Source organism: Psychrobacter sp. AOP7-B1-25 (genome assembly GCF_052376195.1).
GTDB lineage: Bacteria > Pseudomonadota > Gammaproteobacteria > Pseudomonadales > Moraxellaceae > Psychrobacter.
In genome coordinates, this window is the sequence record NZ_JBQSVK010000003.1 from 171,150 (window position 1) to 188,240 (window position 17,091).

Annotated in this window: 16 protein-coding genes; 7 read left to right on the forward strand and 9 right to left on the reverse strand. The window is 42.6% G+C overall.

Going from position 1 to position 17,091, the window contains the following annotated elements:
* Positions 1–188 precede the first annotated feature (188 nt).
* Together ACT3QR_RS04810 and ACT3QR_RS04815 are read left to right on the forward strand one after the other, a co-directional pair.
* The gene (locus tag ACT3QR_RS04810) at positions 189–1,100 is read left to right on the forward strand and encodes a hydrogen peroxide-inducible genes activator (protein ID WP_444520250.1); all 912 of its coding nucleotides are present in this window, start codon (positions 189–191) and stop codon (positions 1,098–1,100) included.
* Between the two features lie 39 nt (positions 1,101–1,139).
* A complete protein-coding gene (locus tag ACT3QR_RS04815) occupies positions 1,140–1,811 on the forward strand; it encodes an HD domain-containing protein (protein WP_444520251.1) in 672 nt (223 codons plus the stop codon).
* Here the strand turns inward: ACT3QR_RS04815 and ACT3QR_RS04820 are convergent.
* The 7 genes from ACT3QR_RS04820 to ACT3QR_RS04850 all read right to left on the reverse strand — a co-directional run bounded on the left by ACT3QR_RS04820 (position 1,777) and on the right by ACT3QR_RS04850 (position 10,541).
* Positions 1,777–2,391 (reverse strand): methyltransferase domain-containing protein, encoded by a 615-nt coding sequence (locus ACT3QR_RS04820; RefSeq protein ID WP_444520252.1) that lies wholly within the window; start codon positions 2,389–2,391, stop codon positions 1,777–1,779. The genes ACT3QR_RS04815 and ACT3QR_RS04820 overlap by 35 nt on opposite strands.
* A gap of 212 nt (positions 2,392–2,603) precedes the next feature.
* Positions 2,604–3,122: a M48 family metallopeptidase gene (locus tag ACT3QR_RS04825; protein WP_444520253.1), complete on the reverse strand. Its 519-nt coding sequence runs from the start codon at positions 3,120–3,122 to the stop codon at positions 2,604–2,606.
* A gap of 231 nt (positions 3,123–3,353) precedes the next feature.
* Positions 3,354–4,913 carry a DUF1513 domain-containing protein gene (locus ACT3QR_RS04830; RefSeq protein ID WP_444520254.1) on the reverse strand — a complete coding sequence of 520 codons (1,560 nt, stop codon included), beginning with the start codon at positions 4,911–4,913 and terminating at the stop codon, positions 3,354–3,356.
* 3 nt (positions 4,914–4,916) lie between these two features.
* Entirely contained in the window at positions 4,917–6,068 is a 1,152-nt protein-coding gene (locus ACT3QR_RS04835; RefSeq protein WP_444520255.1) for an imelysin family protein, read from the reverse strand.
* 54 nt (positions 6,069–6,122) lie between these two features.
* On the reverse strand, positions 6,123–7,799 hold the full coding sequence (locus tag ACT3QR_RS04840) for a di-heme oxidoreductase family protein (protein WP_444520256.1): 1,677 nt from the start codon (positions 7,797–7,799) through the stop codon (positions 6,123–6,125).
* Between the two features lie 285 nt (positions 7,800–8,084).
* Positions 8,085–9,545: an imelysin family protein gene (locus tag ACT3QR_RS04845; protein WP_444520257.1), complete on the reverse strand. Its 1,461-nt coding sequence runs from the start codon at positions 9,543–9,545 to the stop codon at positions 8,085–8,087.
* A 339-nt stretch (positions 9,546–9,884) separates the two neighbouring features.
* Complete coding sequence (locus ACT3QR_RS04850; protein ID WP_444520258.1) at positions 9,885–10,541, reverse strand: OmpA family protein; 657 nt, start codon at positions 10,539–10,541, stop codon at positions 9,885–9,887.
* A 533-nt stretch (positions 10,542–11,074) separates the two neighbouring features.
* Between ACT3QR_RS04850 and ACT3QR_RS04855 the strand changes: the two genes are divergently transcribed.
* The 5 genes from ACT3QR_RS04855 to minE all read left to right on the forward strand — a co-directional run bounded on the left by ACT3QR_RS04855 (position 11,075) and on the right by minE (position 15,818).
* Positions 11,075–12,037, forward strand: coding sequence for an acyltransferase (locus ACT3QR_RS04855; protein ID WP_444520259.1), 963 nt, complete (start codon positions 11,075–11,077; stop codon positions 12,035–12,037).
* Between the two features lie 401 nt (positions 12,038–12,438).
* A complete protein-coding gene (locus ACT3QR_RS04860; protein WP_444520260.1) occupies positions 12,439–13,530 on the forward strand; it encodes a hypothetical protein in 1,092 nt (363 codons plus the stop codon).
* Positions 13,531–13,601: 71 nt separating this feature from the next.
* A complete protein-coding gene (gene minC / locus ACT3QR_RS04865) occupies positions 13,602–14,420 on the forward strand; it encodes a septum site-determining protein MinC (protein WP_444520261.1) in 819 nt (272 codons plus the stop codon).
* Positions 14,421–14,712: 292 nt separating this feature from the next.
* Complete coding sequence (gene minD / locus ACT3QR_RS04870) at positions 14,713–15,525, forward strand: septum site-determining protein MinD (RefSeq protein ID WP_444520262.1); 813 nt, start codon at positions 14,713–14,715, stop codon at positions 15,523–15,525.
* Between the two features lie 2 nt (positions 15,526–15,527).
* Positions 15,528–15,818 (forward strand): cell division topological specificity factor MinE, encoded by a 291-nt coding sequence (gene minE / locus ACT3QR_RS04875; RefSeq protein ID WP_444520357.1) that lies wholly within the window; start codon positions 15,528–15,530, stop codon positions 15,816–15,818.
* Between the two features lie 97 nt (positions 15,819–15,915).
* Here minE and ACT3QR_RS04880 read toward each other — a convergent pair whose 3' ends face one another.
* Positions 15,916–16,443, reverse strand: a complete 528-nt coding sequence (locus ACT3QR_RS04880; protein ID WP_444520263.1) for a cytochrome b — start codon at positions 16,441–16,443, stop codon at positions 15,916–15,918.
* Positions 16,444–16,582: 139 nt separating this feature from the next.
* Positions 16,583–17,080, reverse strand: coding sequence for a hypothetical protein (locus ACT3QR_RS04885; protein WP_444520264.1), 498 nt, complete (start codon positions 17,078–17,080; stop codon positions 16,583–16,585).
* Positions 17,081–17,091: the final 11 nt, after the last annotated feature.

Sequence of the window (17,091 nt, forward strand, 5' to 3'; positions counted from 1 at the left end):
TGATAAACTATACGCGAATTCTATGGTTAATCTAGTTAAAAGTTTTTAATGTGATGTTTTGTTTTATTAAACTTGTTAAACTATTATCTCTACATTTTATCATTGGTGCTTAATTGGTAATTTGCTACCTTATAAAGGTTGAGCAAACATAATAAATTGCATTAAAAACCCACCAAAAGAGAGGTTTTATGATTACTTTACGACAACTTGAGTTTGCCCTAGCCGTAGCCAAACATCGTCACTTTAAACGCGCCGCTGAAGATTGCAATATTTCGCAGTCTGCATTGAGTCTAGGCATCGCAGAGCTAGAAAAACAGCTAGATACACAGATTTTTGAGCGTAATAATAAACAGGTACTCATCACCCCTATCGGTCAAGACATTCTCACACGAGCGCAGCGAGTATTTTCTGAAGTGAGTGATCTGACCACACGTGCCCATAGCCATCAGACACCGCTCGCCTATCCTATGACTGTCGGTATCATTCCAACAATTGCGCCTTACTTGCTGCCAAAAGTACTGCCTGCACTGCGTGCTCAATATCCAGAGTTCCGCATGACCATCGTTGAGCAACAAACAGAGCGTTTGCTTGAGCAAGTCCGCTATGGTCATATCGATACAGCTATCATTGCGCTGCCGTATGCGGTAGATGGACTCCATAGTTTTGAATTTTGGAGTGAAGACTTCTTTGCTGTGTTTCCAAAAGATGATGTACATGCCAAGCTGGAGACCATCAATGCTGACGAACTCGCAACGGCCAACTTGATGTTGCTTGGTGAAGGGCACTGTCTAACCGACCAGACGCTGTCTGTCTGTCATTTTGACCGTACACAGATGAAATCAAGCTTTTCAGATGCCAGTCTAAATACTCTGATTCAAATGGCGCTTGCCAACATGGGTACAACGCTAGTTCCTGAAATGGCGCTTGATCAGCTACATCTACAAAACCAAAATGCTGTCGCTGTTCCTTTGGCTGAAGAAGGTCCGCATCGCCATATTGCCTTTGTCACCCGTTTGAACTATGCACGTGTCGACGATGTTAGCTTGCTTGGAGAAGTGTTCAATAAAGCGTTTAAAGACGCAGTGGTCAACAAAGAATAATTAGACCATTTTTACCACGATCATAGTGAAAAATGATGGATGAAAAACAGCTCGAATAAGCATGATGATCTCAGCGTACACTTTGCACAGAATGTGTCAGCTATGACCAGCGATATCTCACCAAAGCAAATAGATAGGCTTTGGCAGGATATCGCTATACGCTATGGTGAACCACAACGTGCTTATCATACGCTCGATCATATCGAGCAGCTATTGCTACAGTTTGAGAGCATCAAACACCATCTGACTGAGCCTCATATCATTGCATTGGCACTGTACTATCATGATGTGATATACGACCCAACACGTTCCGACAACGAATTAAAGAGCGCAGAATTTGCAACAGATGCTTTGAACCCTTATCTAAGCTCAAAGCATTGCCAACAGATCTATGCTCTCATCATGATGACTGCCAATCATCAGATAGATGCATTGATAGACAATGACAAATATAACGATGCAGCATACTTGTTAGATATGGACTTAAGTATTTTGGGTGCGCCTTGGTCTACCTATCAGCAGTATGCAAACGAAGTACGCCAAGAATACGCACACGTTCTAGATAACAACTACCGTGATGGGCGCACTGCAGTGTTAAAAGGATTACTAGCACATCCCAAACTCTATCTGACCGACCACTACTATGATCAATTAGAAACGCAAGCTCGTGACAACCTCAAACGCGAGCTGACTTCGCTTGCAGCTTTATAAATAGCTCACTACCCTGCCGTGCTGGATGTGAATTATAGCTAGGCTCCATGATATCGATATCAAAATGACTTTGAAAACGCTGTTGGTATTCTTCTTTGGTACCACCAAACGGTGGCTCTTCCCGTCCAAAATCCGTATCGAATAACAACCCAATCAATTTACCTTGTGGCTTCAACAACCTTGCCATCTGCTGTACGTATTCATCGCGGCGCGATGGATTGATTGCACAAAAAAATGTCTGCTCAAGTATCCAGTCAAATTGATACTGCTCAGCTGATAAACTGAAAAAGTCCGCACAAATTAAATGTTCAGAGGGAAAACTAGGATAGCACTCTGCAAACGCCTCAATCGGTGCAGTGGCAAAATCAACCAGCGTGACATTGGTAAAGCCTTGCTCATATAGATAGCCCACTTCATAGGCGTTACCTGCACCTGGCACTAGTATCGCCTGATTTTTTGCGCTATCAGGTAATTGGTCAATATAAGCTTTCAGCGGTGGTGATACCTGACCCATATCCCAGCCGATGCTGTTTTTTTCGTAACGCTGCTGCCAAAACTCAGCTTGATTAACGTTCCCCATATGACATCCCTGTATATAAACCCGTTATTTAAACGACATGATTTGTACCGTTATTCCTTATCATATCAGGCTTATTCAAGCATGTCCCTATTTTAAAAATGATGATAAAAATAGGACTAGGTGCTCTGCATAATGAAACTTGCGCAGACGATATCAAAGTGTTTACTTGGACTACTTAGATAGTTGGATACTCAGATAGTTAGGTGATAGGTTTAATCCAGCTGGCCTGTCTTGCCCGCTAAGACGTTATGCCATTGCAGATAATCTGGCATTGCTGTGGCAACCGTTTGCCAAAACGCACGGCTATGATTGGCATGATGCAAGTGGCACAGCTCATGAACGATTACGTATTCAGTGCACTCGATAGGATAGGCAGGAAGATAGACTGATAACCAAATTCGCTTTGCACGCGTGTTGCAGCTGCCCCAGCGCGTATGCATTTTTTTCAACCGTATCTCATTGGCATAAGCGCCAACGATTGGTTGCCATTTTTCAAATAGTGCAGGTGCGACTTCGGAGAGTTGTTGCCGATAATAGGTGGTTTTTTTATCGGGACTGAGCGTAAACGATTGCTCCATACCCCATAGTACAACTGAATTATTAGAAGCTAAAGGGTGAGATGACGTACTCTGCCTACGTCTGTACTGCTCTAACACTTGCGGGTGATGTTCAATAGCCCACGGCACCCGCTTAGCCACAGCATGCAACATTTGAGACTTATTGACATGCATCGGTATAGAGACCATCAACGTATGAGGCTTTAGGCGAAAATTGATATTTTTAACACGCTTTTTACTGATATGTAAATCGATGCCTGCCTCTGTAAGCTGCTGCCTGACAGTATCTAAATTAGTGTCTAAGCTAATGCTCTACCTCCTTGGCTGACTATTATTATTATTCTAGTAATAGTCATTGTTAACAGCCGCGCCTATTCATCTATCACTCTTATTGAATGAAACGTATCACAGCGCTTGTAAATGGTTGTCAAATGACATCATATGCAGTTGACTGTCTTTGACAATCCGCCCATAGCGTCCAACATCGTCTTCTGTATCCGGCTTTATCTCTGGCAAAGCATGTACTCTTAGCGCTGTTAACTGCCCTTGACCATCACTGACTATGAAGCCTGTCGGCTCGGCTTGTTTATCAACTTTACTCATTGAAGCATTAGAATTAACTAAAACTGAAGCTCCTGCACAATCTGGCAGACTTACATCATCAATCAGCTTGCGAGTATGTAAGTCGTAAATCGCGGCACAGCCACCAATTGGTGTGGTCACACACAGTAAGTTGCGCTCACTATCAACCGCTACGCTAGCAATATACTGGTGGAAGCGTTGCCATTGATTGTTTGGCATGGTTAAAGGCGTGAAGCTGGCATCACCACGTTTATGAGTCAATACCAATGGTACATTGATATGTTTTTCACCTTGGAACTGAATACCGATCATCACTGTGCCATCGTCGTGCATGGCTAAGTGGCGTACACTCATCTGATTATGTTCGGGAGTTATTTGCTCAAGCAGTGTACCGTCATGACGATTTAAATAGACTAATGATGGTCGCATGGTATCTAGATTGAGCTCTTCACGTGAGGCCTGTTCAGTCTTGATACCACCATTTGCAATGACTAGCGTTTCGCTATCAGGATGCATAATCAGCTCATGCGGGCCGATACCATATGAGTCAAATTCTGCTACTTTTTGATAAGCATCATTGGCATCATAAATACCAATTTTTCCTACCAAACTCACGATGTCATTCTCAGTGACGTAGAGCAAGCTACCATCTAAACTATAGCAAGCATGACCATAAAAGTGACGGTTTGAGTCAGCTGTGATCGCATACATTACCTGCCCATTTGATGTATTAAGTACCCAAAACCTTTCGCTTGGACGACGACCCATTACGACGACATCACGTCTTTGATCCGCATTGCTATGCTGAGCTTTATTTTCAAGTACATGTACAGGTTGAACAACGATGTCGTGGACACGCTCAGGCATAGTCGTCTGCCAAACGATTTGTCTGTCGGCATCAATACCTATCACACCAAAATCATGCTCATTTTGGCTCGATGAGGTTTGATCTTTTGGCATAGATGCGACGCCACTGACCCAGCTGACTGGTCGCGCTAGCATCGTTGTCGTATGCACAGCACCAAAGTCAGGCACATCACGTTTATCATCATCTATCGCATGATAAGCCCGCTTCCATGTTACCGCTGCTTGCTCACAAGCATGACGTAAGCGCGAAAGCTTCGGTATTGAATCAGAAGTGCCGCGTAATGCCTGAAACTGTGTACGAATACCGTCAACATAATCTTGCAAACTGGCATCTGGATGCTGCTGCTTACGATAACGATGATGAATACCGACCAGCGCCGCTGTACCAACTGCTGTCAGCACTGACGTCGTCAAAAGCTCATGACCTGTTGAATTTATGCCAGCATCATTCAATCTATCCATCTGGTCAGAAGTCTGGACGTCTGGCACAGCTGTACTCGCTTCGATAGTAGACATTGTCTAATCGCCATCAGTGCTGTTAAAGCCCACACGGATACCAAGTGCTGGGATTAACTGGCGTTTAATCAAGCGAGTAACATCAGTCAGATGATCATATAACGCTTGCTGATCGTCCTTACTAGCCTCTGATAAATCTTCTGGCATTTGTGCTAATAATGCGGTCGTATCAGCAAGTGTAGTCGATAGATTATCCGAAATTTTGTTTTCATCATTGCTACCAAGAATAGCCGTCAATACAGGGTCAGTCATGGCTTTATTGATTGTATCTAACTTAGCATTGATAATAGCGCGGCTTTGACCAGCAGTAGCAGCAGGCAAATGGCCTTTCGCTTTACCCGTCAGACCGAGTGGTTGATCGATAGCATTAGATTTCATGGTCTCAATCAATGACAGTAGAGAATTAAACCACTGGTTCAGCCCTTGATCACTTTCTGCTGTTTGATCTATTGCCAATAAATCGGTCGCATTTTTCTGCCAGTTTGTCTCGATGTCTTTTAGACGTGTGCTCAACGCACTACTGGCACTAATGACATAAGCACACTGACCAGCGTCTAAACTGTCATTGGCAAACAAAGCTTCTTCCAGCCCTGGAACACCCTGTACGATAGCACTCTCGTTAGCAAGCTGCTCTGGTGTTAGTTGTGGATTGGCAGCGATTAAATCAGCCACACCACTATGTACGAGTCCGCGCTCGTCAGGGTAGTAGTTAATGTATAAATTGCTCATGCTAGCCGTTGCAGGACCAAAGTTAATCATCTCAGCACTCGACCAAGCTTGTGCCAATACCAGCCACTGCGCACGTAATTCTTGTAGCTCATCACCACTGACCGGAGCTTGTGTACAGTGCTGCTGCGCCAATTCATTTAAGAGGTCGCTTTGCTTTGCTGCATCGGCATACGCAGGAATCACGATATCGTCTGCCACATGTGTCAAGTACGTTTCCGCAGTCTCAGGACTGATATCTACCGCAACGATTTGCTCCGTGCTTTCTTCGTTACCTTTTGCTGAACTGTCAGTAACTGCACTATCTTGCACAACTTCTTGGCTATCTACATCTGTAGCTTGGTTGTCATCGGCAGGTTTGACACAACTGATCAGCAGTCCAGCACTCAACGCAGATAGCGCCATTGCCAAAGCGTGGTTTATTTTCATAGGTTTCTCAGTAATGTTATAAGTAATAATGTATAGCGTTTTACATTGACTATATTATAGCGACTTTAAGAACGCATTGAGCTCCGCGCGACCTTGCTTGTCTAACTCTAATACTTGTTGCTTTTGCTTTTCAGCTTCTCCGCCATGCCATAAAACCGCTTCCATCAACGTGCGGGCACGACCATCATGCAAAAACGTTGCTTGAGAATCCACAGTTTGAGCAAGTCCTACGCCCCAAAGTGCTGGCGTACGCCACTCATAAGAGTTGGCTAAAAATTCAACTTGGGCATCTTTTGGCGGTAGCTTGCCAGCAATCGTACGATCAGCGAGATCATCGCCCATATCGTGTAATAACAAATCTGTGTAAGGATAAATTACTTGGCCATGCTGCTCAAGATGATCATCGTCGGTTTTTGGCAACTGGTATCTTGGTGTATGGCAGCTTTGACAGCCCATGTCATAAAAACGCTTTTTGCCAGCCAGCACGAGCGTATCACCTGCATTGCGGCGATGAGGCACTGCTAGATTGCGGGTATAAAATTCTACAAATTTAGCAACCTCGTCGTTAACTTCAACAGGTGATTTACCGCTACCTTGTTCATCCGCACCAGTCGCTGCATTTAGACAAGCGGTCTGCGTTGGCATACAGGATTCGTTAGGACGGATGTTTGACGTTAGACCCATATCTTCATTAAAGGCACTTTGGTTTTGGGTAATCAGCTTGGTTTGACCAGCTTTCCAACCAAATCGGCCGAGCGCATGCTTGCCTGTTTGAGGATCCATTACCCAGTTAAATTTACCACTGATATCGCTATCATTACTATCGCTGGCTTGTTTTTTAATGTCATCGTCAGGTATTTGCTCTAACAGCCCAAGCCCAATCATCGGTAGCGCCACACGCGGCGATACCATCATGTTATCGTCAAAAGCGCCATAGCCAGGTTTGGTCAGATTAAACGTTGGCGCACGTAACGTTTCAACATACCCGTCAGCAAAGCTAACTGGTTTGTCTGTCCACTGCACCGCAATTCTCGCTTCAGCAGGCACACCTTGAATACCGCGGTCTTGTAACTGCCCACCATACATAGGATGAACCACCTTTTCAATCAGCGAGTCCTTTAACTGCTGACGCTGCTCATCGGTGGTCGCTGGCATAGACAGACGAATTAATAAGCTATCGGCATCGTCATCAGCAGTCATCGGTGCATGACCTCGCCCATCTTTGACATGACAAGACTGGCAAGCTGCCACATTAAATAATGCGCCAAGCCCGTCACGGCTATCAGTACTAGCAGGAGCAACAACCCATGGCTGCTTAAAGAATGCATTACCAATAAAGAACGATCCTTTGCGAGAAGCTGCTAAGTTCGATGAAGGCTTTGAGTAGCTTTCAGCACTGCTAATACTAATACCAGAGTCACCGCCCTGCTTAATCTCTTGAGGGTCAAAGCTCACCAACTGCTGCATCGGCACACCCGCCAGTGACTCTATATTTTTGGCGTGTTTAGACGACAACGATTGGCTGTTTTTACTGCTACTCTCAGTACTTGAGACCTGATCGGCAGTATCATCAGAAACATTGTCAGTAGCGTCGTCAGAAGCGCTATCGGATGGTTGACATGCACTGATAGCTACTACACTCGCGAGAATTAGAGCAAGCTTAGAGGGTGTATGTCGTAGGGTTTGAGTAACAGAAGGAGAGTCAGAGGGGTTAGCATGATTAACGTTCATAGAAATTAAGTGCCTTAGCGCTAGAGTAGAACCATTAAAGTTTTGCCATACCACCTCATTATATGTCGATGAACAATGATTGCGGAGACATATAATGAGGTGGTATAGAGGCCAATTGGCTTATTTAATGCTCATAAAAATGCGCTGCCAACGGTGGCTGACAACGCACGTATTATATCCAATCTAAGTATCTAATAAACAGCGATTACTGACCTATAACGACTAATAAAACGTCATAAAGCCAATTAGAGGCTTTTAAATAAGGGTCGCTAGCTTAATTTTTTCTTAAAACTGTGACCCTGCATCTGCGTCTAGGTTATCGATTCCAACTGCTTTTGCAGCGTTTTCGATACTGGCAGTCAGCTCTTGTAAGCTAGTGATACCTGCTTCAACCCAACCACGACGAACGTTTTGTTCTTCAGCAGAGATACCTTCTTGGCTTGCTTGACCGACAGTTGCAATCATCTGATCAATTTTGATACCGTCTTCTTCGCCTTTTTCAACGATAACGTCGAACGCGCTTTCTACTTTATCAAATTCAGCAGCCAACTTATCAGCAGCTTCTGTGTGTCCGTTATCCGTCAAATAGTCTTGGATGCCATAACCGCCTACTGTCTTACCAGCGACTGTTGTATAGCTACCATTAAAGACGTTTTGAATACCGCGAGCATTATTGGCATAACTTAGATGCGTCAAATCACTAAAGCATTCGTGCTCATCTTCGGTAGAACCAGTAACGAAAGCAACCTGCATACGCTCAGAAGCAAGCTCACCTAGTGCTAGGCTACCCATTTGATACATAATTTGGCGCAGACCATTATCATATTTGCGCGCTATCAAATCACTACGTAAAGTATTCTCGGTTTCAGGCTGCCACTGGGCTTCCATCGCGGTTAAGTCATCAACCAATAGTTGAGTTGCAGCAGTTAAGAATTCACCGCGGCGTTCACAGATGTTGGCATCTTCGTTGGCGGTATCACCACTAGTACACTGTCCAGCTTCAGTTGCATAGTCAGTAACTGGACGATTACCTGCGCCTTCTCTTACACCATTGTTGTCTTGACCCCACAGCATAAACTCAATGGCATGATAGCCAGTTGTTACGTTGGCTTCGCTACCACCGATTTCATTCATTTCTGCAAGTAGCTCAGGTGTAATCGTACTGGTATCTTGCTCAATGCTACCCACAGTAATGCTATCACTATTGATGATATTTTCTTGACTGTTATATTCGCCTTCGTAGTCGTCACCAACATAATCAATCAGTGCCTCATCAAGCGGCCAAGCGTTGATCTGACCTTCCCAACTATCGACGCTGTTGATGGCGCGTTCATCATTAGCCGTCACAAAACCTTCATCAAAACGGAAAATTTCAGTTTGAGAATATGGCTGGCGCGCCTCTTTATAGGCAGCTTTTGCTGCATCAAGATTTTCTTGTGTTGGAGTAGCTACGTAGGTCTCTACCACAGTTTGCAGTAATTTGGCTGTGTCCAACGAGTCTTTATAAGCAGCATGTGCCATGTTTGCATAACTGATAACTAGTCTATCAATATGTGCTTTTTCGGCAGCTGTCATATCTGTATTATCAGCCGTCTCTGTGTTTGCTACTTCTGTTTGCGTCTCTGTCGCTGCAACGGTGTCTTCATCGGCTTGCTTTGTACAGCCCGACACCATTAATACTCCTGCAAGTGCAACAGCTAAGGTAGTTGGTATAAGCTTACGGCTTGTTACGGTAGAAATTGTCATACATATCCTCAAAAATATAGCAAAAAATTCGTTTTGGTTAGGTAGCCTCAATTATCTTGATAATCAAGCCATGTTACAGCAGGCTATCTCAGCGATGCACGTTGAGTCACAATGCACATAATAAGACTTTCAGTATTGTATCAATAGCAAACATTGACAAATTATAGTGTTATTGATAATCATTATCAATATTTAATTTAATATTAACTATATCTATGCATAGTCGTTGTTTTGGCCATATAAAAAATGCAAAAAAAGAGCCAGCATAATGCTGACTCTTCTTTGAAAATATGTACTCAAATATTTAGTATGTATTTAATAGCTATATATAGCTATTGATTAGTTTACGCTCTGTGGTGCATTAACGGTTAGCTCAACGCGGCGGTTCTGCTGGCGGCCATAATCAGTGCTGTTATCTGCAACAGGACGTGACTCACCATAAGCCACAACGTTGATGCGGTTTGAAGCAACACCGCGAGCCGTTAGATAGTTTGCAACTGAATAAGCACGATCACGTGATAGACCCATGTTGTAAGATGCTGAACCTTGGCTATCAGTATGACCTGCAATAGTGATCGTGTTTTGGTTGTACTGGTTCATAGTAGTAGCAAGCTTATCAAGTGTAGGCTTGAAAGATGAGTTTAGCGTTGCGTTATCAAAAGAGAACGTGATGCTACCTGGCATTACTAGATCAATGTTACCTGTCGACGGGTTTTGTTCAACAGTTACACCAGTACCAGCCATTTGCTGCTCAAGCTGCTTAGCTTGACGATCCATATAGTAACCAACACCAGCACCTAATGCTGCGCCAATTGCAGCATCACGACCAGTCTCGTCACCACCAGTAGCCTTAGAGATAGCTGCACCACCAAGTGCACCAGCTAGACCGCCGAGCGTTGTTTTATTTAAACTCTGTTGCCCTGTATTTGGATCAGTAACACAACCACTAAGGGCTAAACCTGATGCAACTGCTGCGACCATTAAAGTATTACGCATAATATTTCCTCTTAAGTTTAAAAAATTGTGCTTTTTACAAAGATTGTCCATTAATCTTCTAATTGCTTATCGCTATTATTATGGCAACTACACTCTAAATATGTGTAATATTTTGTCACACCTATGTATGAGAAGTGCAGGTTATATTGCTAACATCCTAATATCCGAATTTTAACCTCTCACAACCATTTCCCTTTTGCTACTACGAGTCAGCTTTATAACCTTACACCGCAACTGGTTTCTGCTAAAATTATGTAGCTAAACTTGCCATTATTGAACATAAACAACCTTCGCATTTACATTATATTGTTACTAGCCTATTCATTTTAAGCTGCAATATCACATTTACTGGAAGCTAAACAAACCGTTGTTTGACGATTTTGATAGACAACCGTTCTAACAAAGTTAAGATAAACAAATGATCGCGATACTTCAAGTAAGGTTAGCTTGATTACTATTTCATAGTGGATTAGCACATTAGCTTCAGCGACATATGACTTATTATTAATCAGACACACTGAGAAGGATTGAGCATGCGCTTGACATCTACCATTCGAAAACTACATAAACGTTCGCCTAAGTTGGGCAGAGCTGTTTCGTTTGCAACAGCCACTGGTGTCATCGCCGCCAATAGCTTCGGCGGTAGTATTCCTTTGTGGCTGATGGGTGTCGGCAAAGTGATTACTGGCGCCTCGGTTGCGGACAAAGCTGTCATCAAAATTGCTACTCACTGGATCAGTAGCAACAGTGCTTTAATAGATAATATGTTGCCTCACAAAGATTGGCGTATCAACCTACCAGATGACATTCATACCAATGGTAAGTACCTATTGGTTAGCAACCACCAATCATGGGTCGATACCAGCATCGTGCAGTATATTGGCGAAAAACGCTTGCCACTCACGCGATTTTTTACCAAGTTTGAGCTGATTTACATCCCTATCGTTGGTCAAGCTTTTTACTTTTTAGACTTTCCAATGATGCGCCGACATTCAAAAGAAGCCATCGCCAAAAACCCTGCGCTAAAAGGTAAAGACATAGAAGAAGCCAAACGTGCCTGTGCGCTGCTAAAAGACAAACCTTTCACTTTATTAAACTATTTAGAAGGTACTCGTTTCACGAAAGCCAAGCAAGCTCAGCAAAAGTCACCTTATACGCATTTATTAAAACCACGTGCAGGCGGTTTATCATTGGCTATCAGCGCATTAGGTGAAGATATCGATGGCATACTAGACATGACTATCGTATACCCTGATGGCGTGCCAAGCTATGGAGATCTTTGGAAAGGCAATATTAAACGCTTGGGCGTTGACTTGCGCTATATCGACATGCCAGATGCCTTGTTCGAAAGTATCAAACAAGGGGGTTACGAAAATGACGAGGACACGAAGGCACAAATGTTCGACTGGGTTGAGCAAGTATGGCGCCAAAAAGATGAACGTATTAGCACTATGTTGGCAGATTTTGGAACAGACCCTCAAACACAAGCTATCTAACGACGATTATCAATACTAAGCTGTTCAGCAATACTAAACTGGCTTATCGTTAAGTCTTGTCAGATACCAAGCACAGTCTATACAAGCGTACTAAGTAAAAATATCGATACAACAAACATTGATGTAGTAAACACCAATAACGAAATAAAAAATTGTTGGGGAACAAAGCTACGGGTACGAGTATCACCATACACATATCTTACTTATGATGTTTACTGTTAAAACAGTAAGTCCTCATAAGTAAATTTTAGTCGAATATGGGTTGTTTTTTAGCCTTATTCATTGATAATGTGACTAGTCATAAACTCATAGATTTTCGATGTCTACGCTAAGAATAAATGACAGTATATATCGATTTCTTACCCATTCTTTGTGCCATTTATTACTTATAAGGTATGACTGTGTCCACCTCTACTACTAGCTCGCCGTTAGCTACCGAACCTGTTTCGAGTCAGCCTCTTTATTCACCAAGTGATGAGCCACCAAAACACAACCATCCAAAGCCAAGTCGCCTTAAGCTCACTTATGATATCGTCATGATTATTGCCATCAGTATTGATCTACTGTTGATCAGTATCGATGCTATTTTGATGAGCAGTTTCAGTAGTAATGCTGCAGAATGGTTAACTGTCAGTGAAGCACTTAATTGGTATCAGGCAACGCTACATGATCCTCTACGCACTGCTGGAGGGTTTTTTACCATCTTTCTGGTCGTTGAGTTGTTGCTGCGTTGGGCGATTGCCATCAAACAAAAAGTCTATTATCGCTGGTTCTTTTTCCCCTTCGTTCATTGGTACGAAGTATTGGGCTGTTTTCCTCAGCTACGTGCTTTGCGACTGCTGCGAGCGGTCGTTATTGGAAGACGTCTATATCAGCTGGGTTACCAAGTTCTGCCGCAAGCATGGATCAATCGAATCAAATTCTACATTGACCTACTGCTAGAAGAGCTATCCGATCGCGTTATTCTGACGGCGATACAAAACTTTCGACAAGAACTAACCAGTTCAGATACTCATAAATCATTCATCGAGTCGACGATTGCAAAAAACCGCAATGAGATTGAAACAGCGGTATTGTCTGTACTACGCACAGAGCTTGCACCAAAGTTGCAAGAACTCACAGCCTCATCAGGTGGTGGCAGTATGTTGGCTAGTGAGATGGGCAATGCGATTGAAGAAGGCTTGGCAAACACACCTGAGTTGCGCCGCTATCTACGCATGATCCCTATCGCGGGCAGCCTGATTGAATCACAGCTACACCATGTCGGGCATAATATCGGTGAGAACGTCGTCAATGCGTTGAACAAACGACTCTTAGACCCTAAGCGCTTAGATATACTGATGATAGAAATTGCTAGCGGTATTGCGCAAATAGATACCAATAATACAGCGCTAGATACTTTAATTTCTAGTATCATTGAGGACAGTTTAACTGCGTTTGAAGCGCAAGTAAAAGTGCAGCAATGGAAGCACCAAGATATGCTAAATCTATAATTTAGATATCCGATAGCACGATGCAATAAGAGATATAATACCGTGACAGAATTATTTTTAAGGGTTTGTATATGACAGTTTCAGCTAACGATAACCAGACTGTACCAGCGCTAGCTTTCTATGGCAAAATGCTGACGTTTTCACGCGTACAGTTTAGTACAAACGATTTAGCAGTTATAGAGGCTCAGCTAACTGAAACGCTCAGCAATAAATCGAGTAATATCCCTATCCTTATTGATAGTGACGTTGAGCAGGATTTATCAGCATTGGTAGAGCTATTATGGGCATGGGGATTACAGCCTATTGGCGTGGTGACAGGTATGCTTGATGCGCAAGCACGTGAGCAGCGCTTGGCGATATTTCCAGCCGATGGTAAACGTATCGAACGCATATTACCAAGCAAAAAGCCTCCTACCCAACAAGTAGCAGAAAACAATAATACCGAAGCAGTTGATGCTAACAGCGACGATAGCACCTCTACCACAAGCGAGACTGCTACTGAAACGACACTGTCTAGTATGCCCACCGAGACATTGGTAAGTACTCAGCATATTACTAGCTTAATCTATGATCAAATGCTACGTTCAGGACAAAGCCTCAATCATGTTGGTGGCGACTTAATTTTGACCAACAGTATTAATAGCGGTGCTGAAGCGATTACTGACAATAGCTTACATGTATATGGCCGTGCACAAGGGCGCTTGGTTGCAGGCGCAACAGGTGATAAAGATGCCCGTATATTCTGCCAAGTTTTCAATCCTTCACTGGTATCAGTAGCAGGAACATACTGCTTACGAGACAACTTACCTGAACATGTCATCGACAAATCTGTACAAGTAAAATTTGTAGAAGGCGAAGGCTTAGTATTCACGGTAATGGACGAAACTTAAGACGCTATTAAAAATAATACACGTTGAAGTGACTTTATAGAAAACTAAGGTAGTTAAGCTTACCTATTCATTTAGCCAAAAAGTATGATTATGACTCTACCAATGCCACGTAGAGAGGCTAATTGAGCGATAAATAGGTTGTTTTTCCGCTTTAGTATCGAGCTGCTATAAATTTTTATTTATTTATGCTAGGCTAGCTTCGAAGATAGTGTATATATGTTAGATAAATAACATGTTGTTTTGCTATTTACTATATAAAAGATATCCCATTGATTCATAGGAGTGTGCCATTGTGGCGAAGATAGTTGTAATCACTTCAGGTAAAGGCGGTGTGGGTAAAACCACGACAAGCGCTTCTTTTGCCGCTGGTTTGGCGTTACGTGGCTATAAAACGGTTGTTATCGACTTTGATGTAGGTCTACGTAATCTAGACTTGATCATGGGTTGCGAAAATAGAATCGTTTATGACTTCGTTGACGTCATCACTGGAAACGCGCGTTTGTCGCAAGCACTTGTCAAAGATAAGCAACTTGAAAACCTATATATACTACCAGCCAGTCAGACGCGTGATAAAGACGCGCTGACAGACGAAGGGGTATCAGAGGTCATGGCTGAACTCTCTAAGCAATTTGACTACATCATTTGCGACTCACCTGCCGGTATCGAGCGCGGTGCACAGCTAGCGATGTATCATGCTGATGAAGCGATTATTGTTACCAATCCTGAGATTTCTTCAGTACGCGACTCAGATAGAATCATCGGTATCTTACAAAGTCAGACAAAAAAAGTAGAAGAGAGCCAAGGCAGCGTTCGTGAGCATTTGATTATTACTCGTTATAATCCTGAGCGTGCGGCTGCGAATGAGATGATGGATATTGACACTATCTCTAACGACATTCTAAAAGTTCCACTACTTGGCGTTGTTCCTGAGAGCCATTCAGTGCTTGAAGCGTCTAACCATGGCGAACCAGTTATTCATTATAACGACTCTGTTGCTGGTCAATGTTATGACGACATTGTCGCCCGTTTCTTGGGTGAAGAGCGTCCACTACGTCATATTAATGTGAAGAAAAAGAGTCTACTACAGCGCTGGTTTGGGGGTTAATGATGACTAAGAAAAAAGGATTTTGGAGCAGCCTATTTGGTACTGACGATAACAGTAACGCAGGTAGTGCAAATTTAGCAACTGAACGTTTAAAAGTTATTGTTGCTAGCGAAAACAGATTGAATAATCGCTTAACGGTAGATCGTATCGAAAAAATGAAGCGTGAAATCTTGGAAGTGGTGAACAAATACGTTAACGGTGTACAAATTGATGACGTCAATATCAACCATCGTTCTGAAGATAGCTTAGATGTATTAGAGATGAATATCAATTTGCCTGAGCATCAAAAATAACCTTCTCATAAAAACCAACCTTCCAACTGTACGTATTTTCATAATAAACATAAAAAAGCCCCAAGTTTAATACTTGGGGCTTTTTTATGTTTATAGATTATTTCATACGGGCAATAAGATTGTCTTTTTTGACAAACTGATGATACAACGTTGCAGCTATATGCAAGACGGTAAAGCCAATAATCATTGGCCAAATAATCTCAGTATGCAAGTTGTTATAAAAACGTGCCAAACTTCTATCTGTGTCAACAAATACTGGAATCTGAAAAATACCAAAGATATCAACCGGTCGCCCGCCATACACTGTCATCAATAAACCGACCAAAGGCATAGCAATCAATATGGCATAAAGCGCAAAATGGGAAAGCTGGGATATTAGCATCTGCCACTTTGGCATAGGCAATGCTGGTGGCGCTTTAGTAAAGACACGATTGATGACACGGGCAATCATCCAAAACAATAAACTTACGCCAAATGCTTTATGAAACCCAATGTACGAATTGCTATCTAGATTTTGGTGCAACAATATCATTATCCATGTTACCAATAGCAAAACTGCACTGATCCAATGAAAGATACGGCTGCTAGCTGACCACTTTGATACATTCGAGTTGGCATTATTCATGAGCGACTCTACTACCTCTGTCAGGAATTATCTCTAAACAATTTTATAAGCCCGCTAATAACTATTTAATAGATAAAATCATTAATATTATTGGCTGACTATTCATAGAATGGAGAATACCTGAAATACAGATAAGAATCTAGCCATCCAAATCAATCAGGTGGTAGGCAATTTTATCTAAATCTGGCACTAAATAGATTTCATCATCAATCATTACTGTTTGATATAGGTAAGATGAGACGTCGTTTTTATTAAAATACTCTTCCCCCTCTCCAAAATTAGTCCCACGAAACTGTTCAGGTGTCTCTACATCTTTCACTTCAGCAATACGTGCTTGTATCTGACGTAAATCACCCGCTGTCTGTAACGCAAAACGGTGCTCGGTCGTATTACCTTCCAAGATAATTATTTTATTTGGTACTTGATCTTGTGATAACAAATGAAAAACCGCCAAATCTTGCTGTTGCCAGTTGTGACTAGAGACCTGCTGTTGACACTCATTCACACTCAAAATTAGAGCACTCGGAATGATCCAGTCTGGTTGATTAACTGCTGGAACAATGGTGACATCAAGCATACCGTTGTTGGTAGTCAACAGACTGACAGCTTCAAACGAATGTTTCGAAATTTGTTTCATACGTCGCTCGC

Coding starts and splice junctions, on each gene's coding strand:
- ACT3QR_RS04825 (WP_444520253.1), bottom strand. CDS start 3,122: ATGCATGTCAATAAGTCTCAAATGTTGCATGCTGTGGCTAAGCGGGTG.
- ACT3QR_RS04835 (WP_444520255.1), bottom strand. CDS start 6,068: ATGAAAATAAACCACGCTTTGGCAATGGCGCTATCTGCGTTGAGTGCT.
- ACT3QR_RS04880 (WP_444520263.1), bottom strand. CDS start 16,443: ATGAATAATGCCAACTCGAATGTATCAAAGTGGTCAGCTAGCAGCCGT.
- ACT3QR_RS04885 (WP_444520264.1), bottom strand. CDS start 17,080: ATGAAACAAATTTCGAAACATTCGTTTGAAGCTGTCAGTCTGTTGACT.
- ACT3QR_RS04845 (WP_444520257.1), bottom strand. CDS start 9,545: ATGACAATTTCTACCGTAACAAGCCGTAAGCTTATACCAACTACCTTA.
- ACT3QR_RS04810 (WP_444520250.1), top strand. CDS start 189: ATGATTACTTTACGACAACTTGAGTTTGCCCTAGCCGTAGCCAAACAT.
- ACT3QR_RS04850 (WP_444520258.1), bottom strand. CDS start 10,541: ATGCGTAATACTTTAATGGTCGCAGCAGTTGCATCAGGTTTAGCCCTT.
- minC (WP_444520261.1), top strand. CDS start 13,602: ATGACAGTTTCAGCTAACGATAACCAGACTGTACCAGCGCTAGCTTTC.
- ACT3QR_RS04855 (WP_444520259.1), top strand. CDS start 11,075: ATGCGCTTGACATCTACCATTCGAAAACTACATAAACGTTCGCCTAAG.
- ACT3QR_RS04815 (WP_444520251.1), top strand. CDS start 1,140: ATGAAAAACAGCTCGAATAAGCATGATGATCTCAGCGTACACTTTGCA.
- minE (WP_444520357.1), top strand. CDS start 15,528: ATGACTAAGAAAAAAGGATTTTGGAGCAGCCTATTTGGTACTGACGAT.
- ACT3QR_RS04840 (WP_444520256.1), bottom strand. CDS start 7,799: ATGAACGTTAATCATGCTAACCCCTCTGACTCTCCTTCTGTTACTCAA.
- ACT3QR_RS04830 (WP_444520254.1), bottom strand. CDS start 4,913: ATGTCTACTATCGAAGCGAGTACAGCTGTGCCAGACGTCCAGACTTCT.
- ACT3QR_RS04820 (WP_444520252.1), bottom strand. CDS start 2,391: ATGGGGAACGTTAATCAAGCTGAGTTTTGGCAGCAGCGTTACGAAAAA.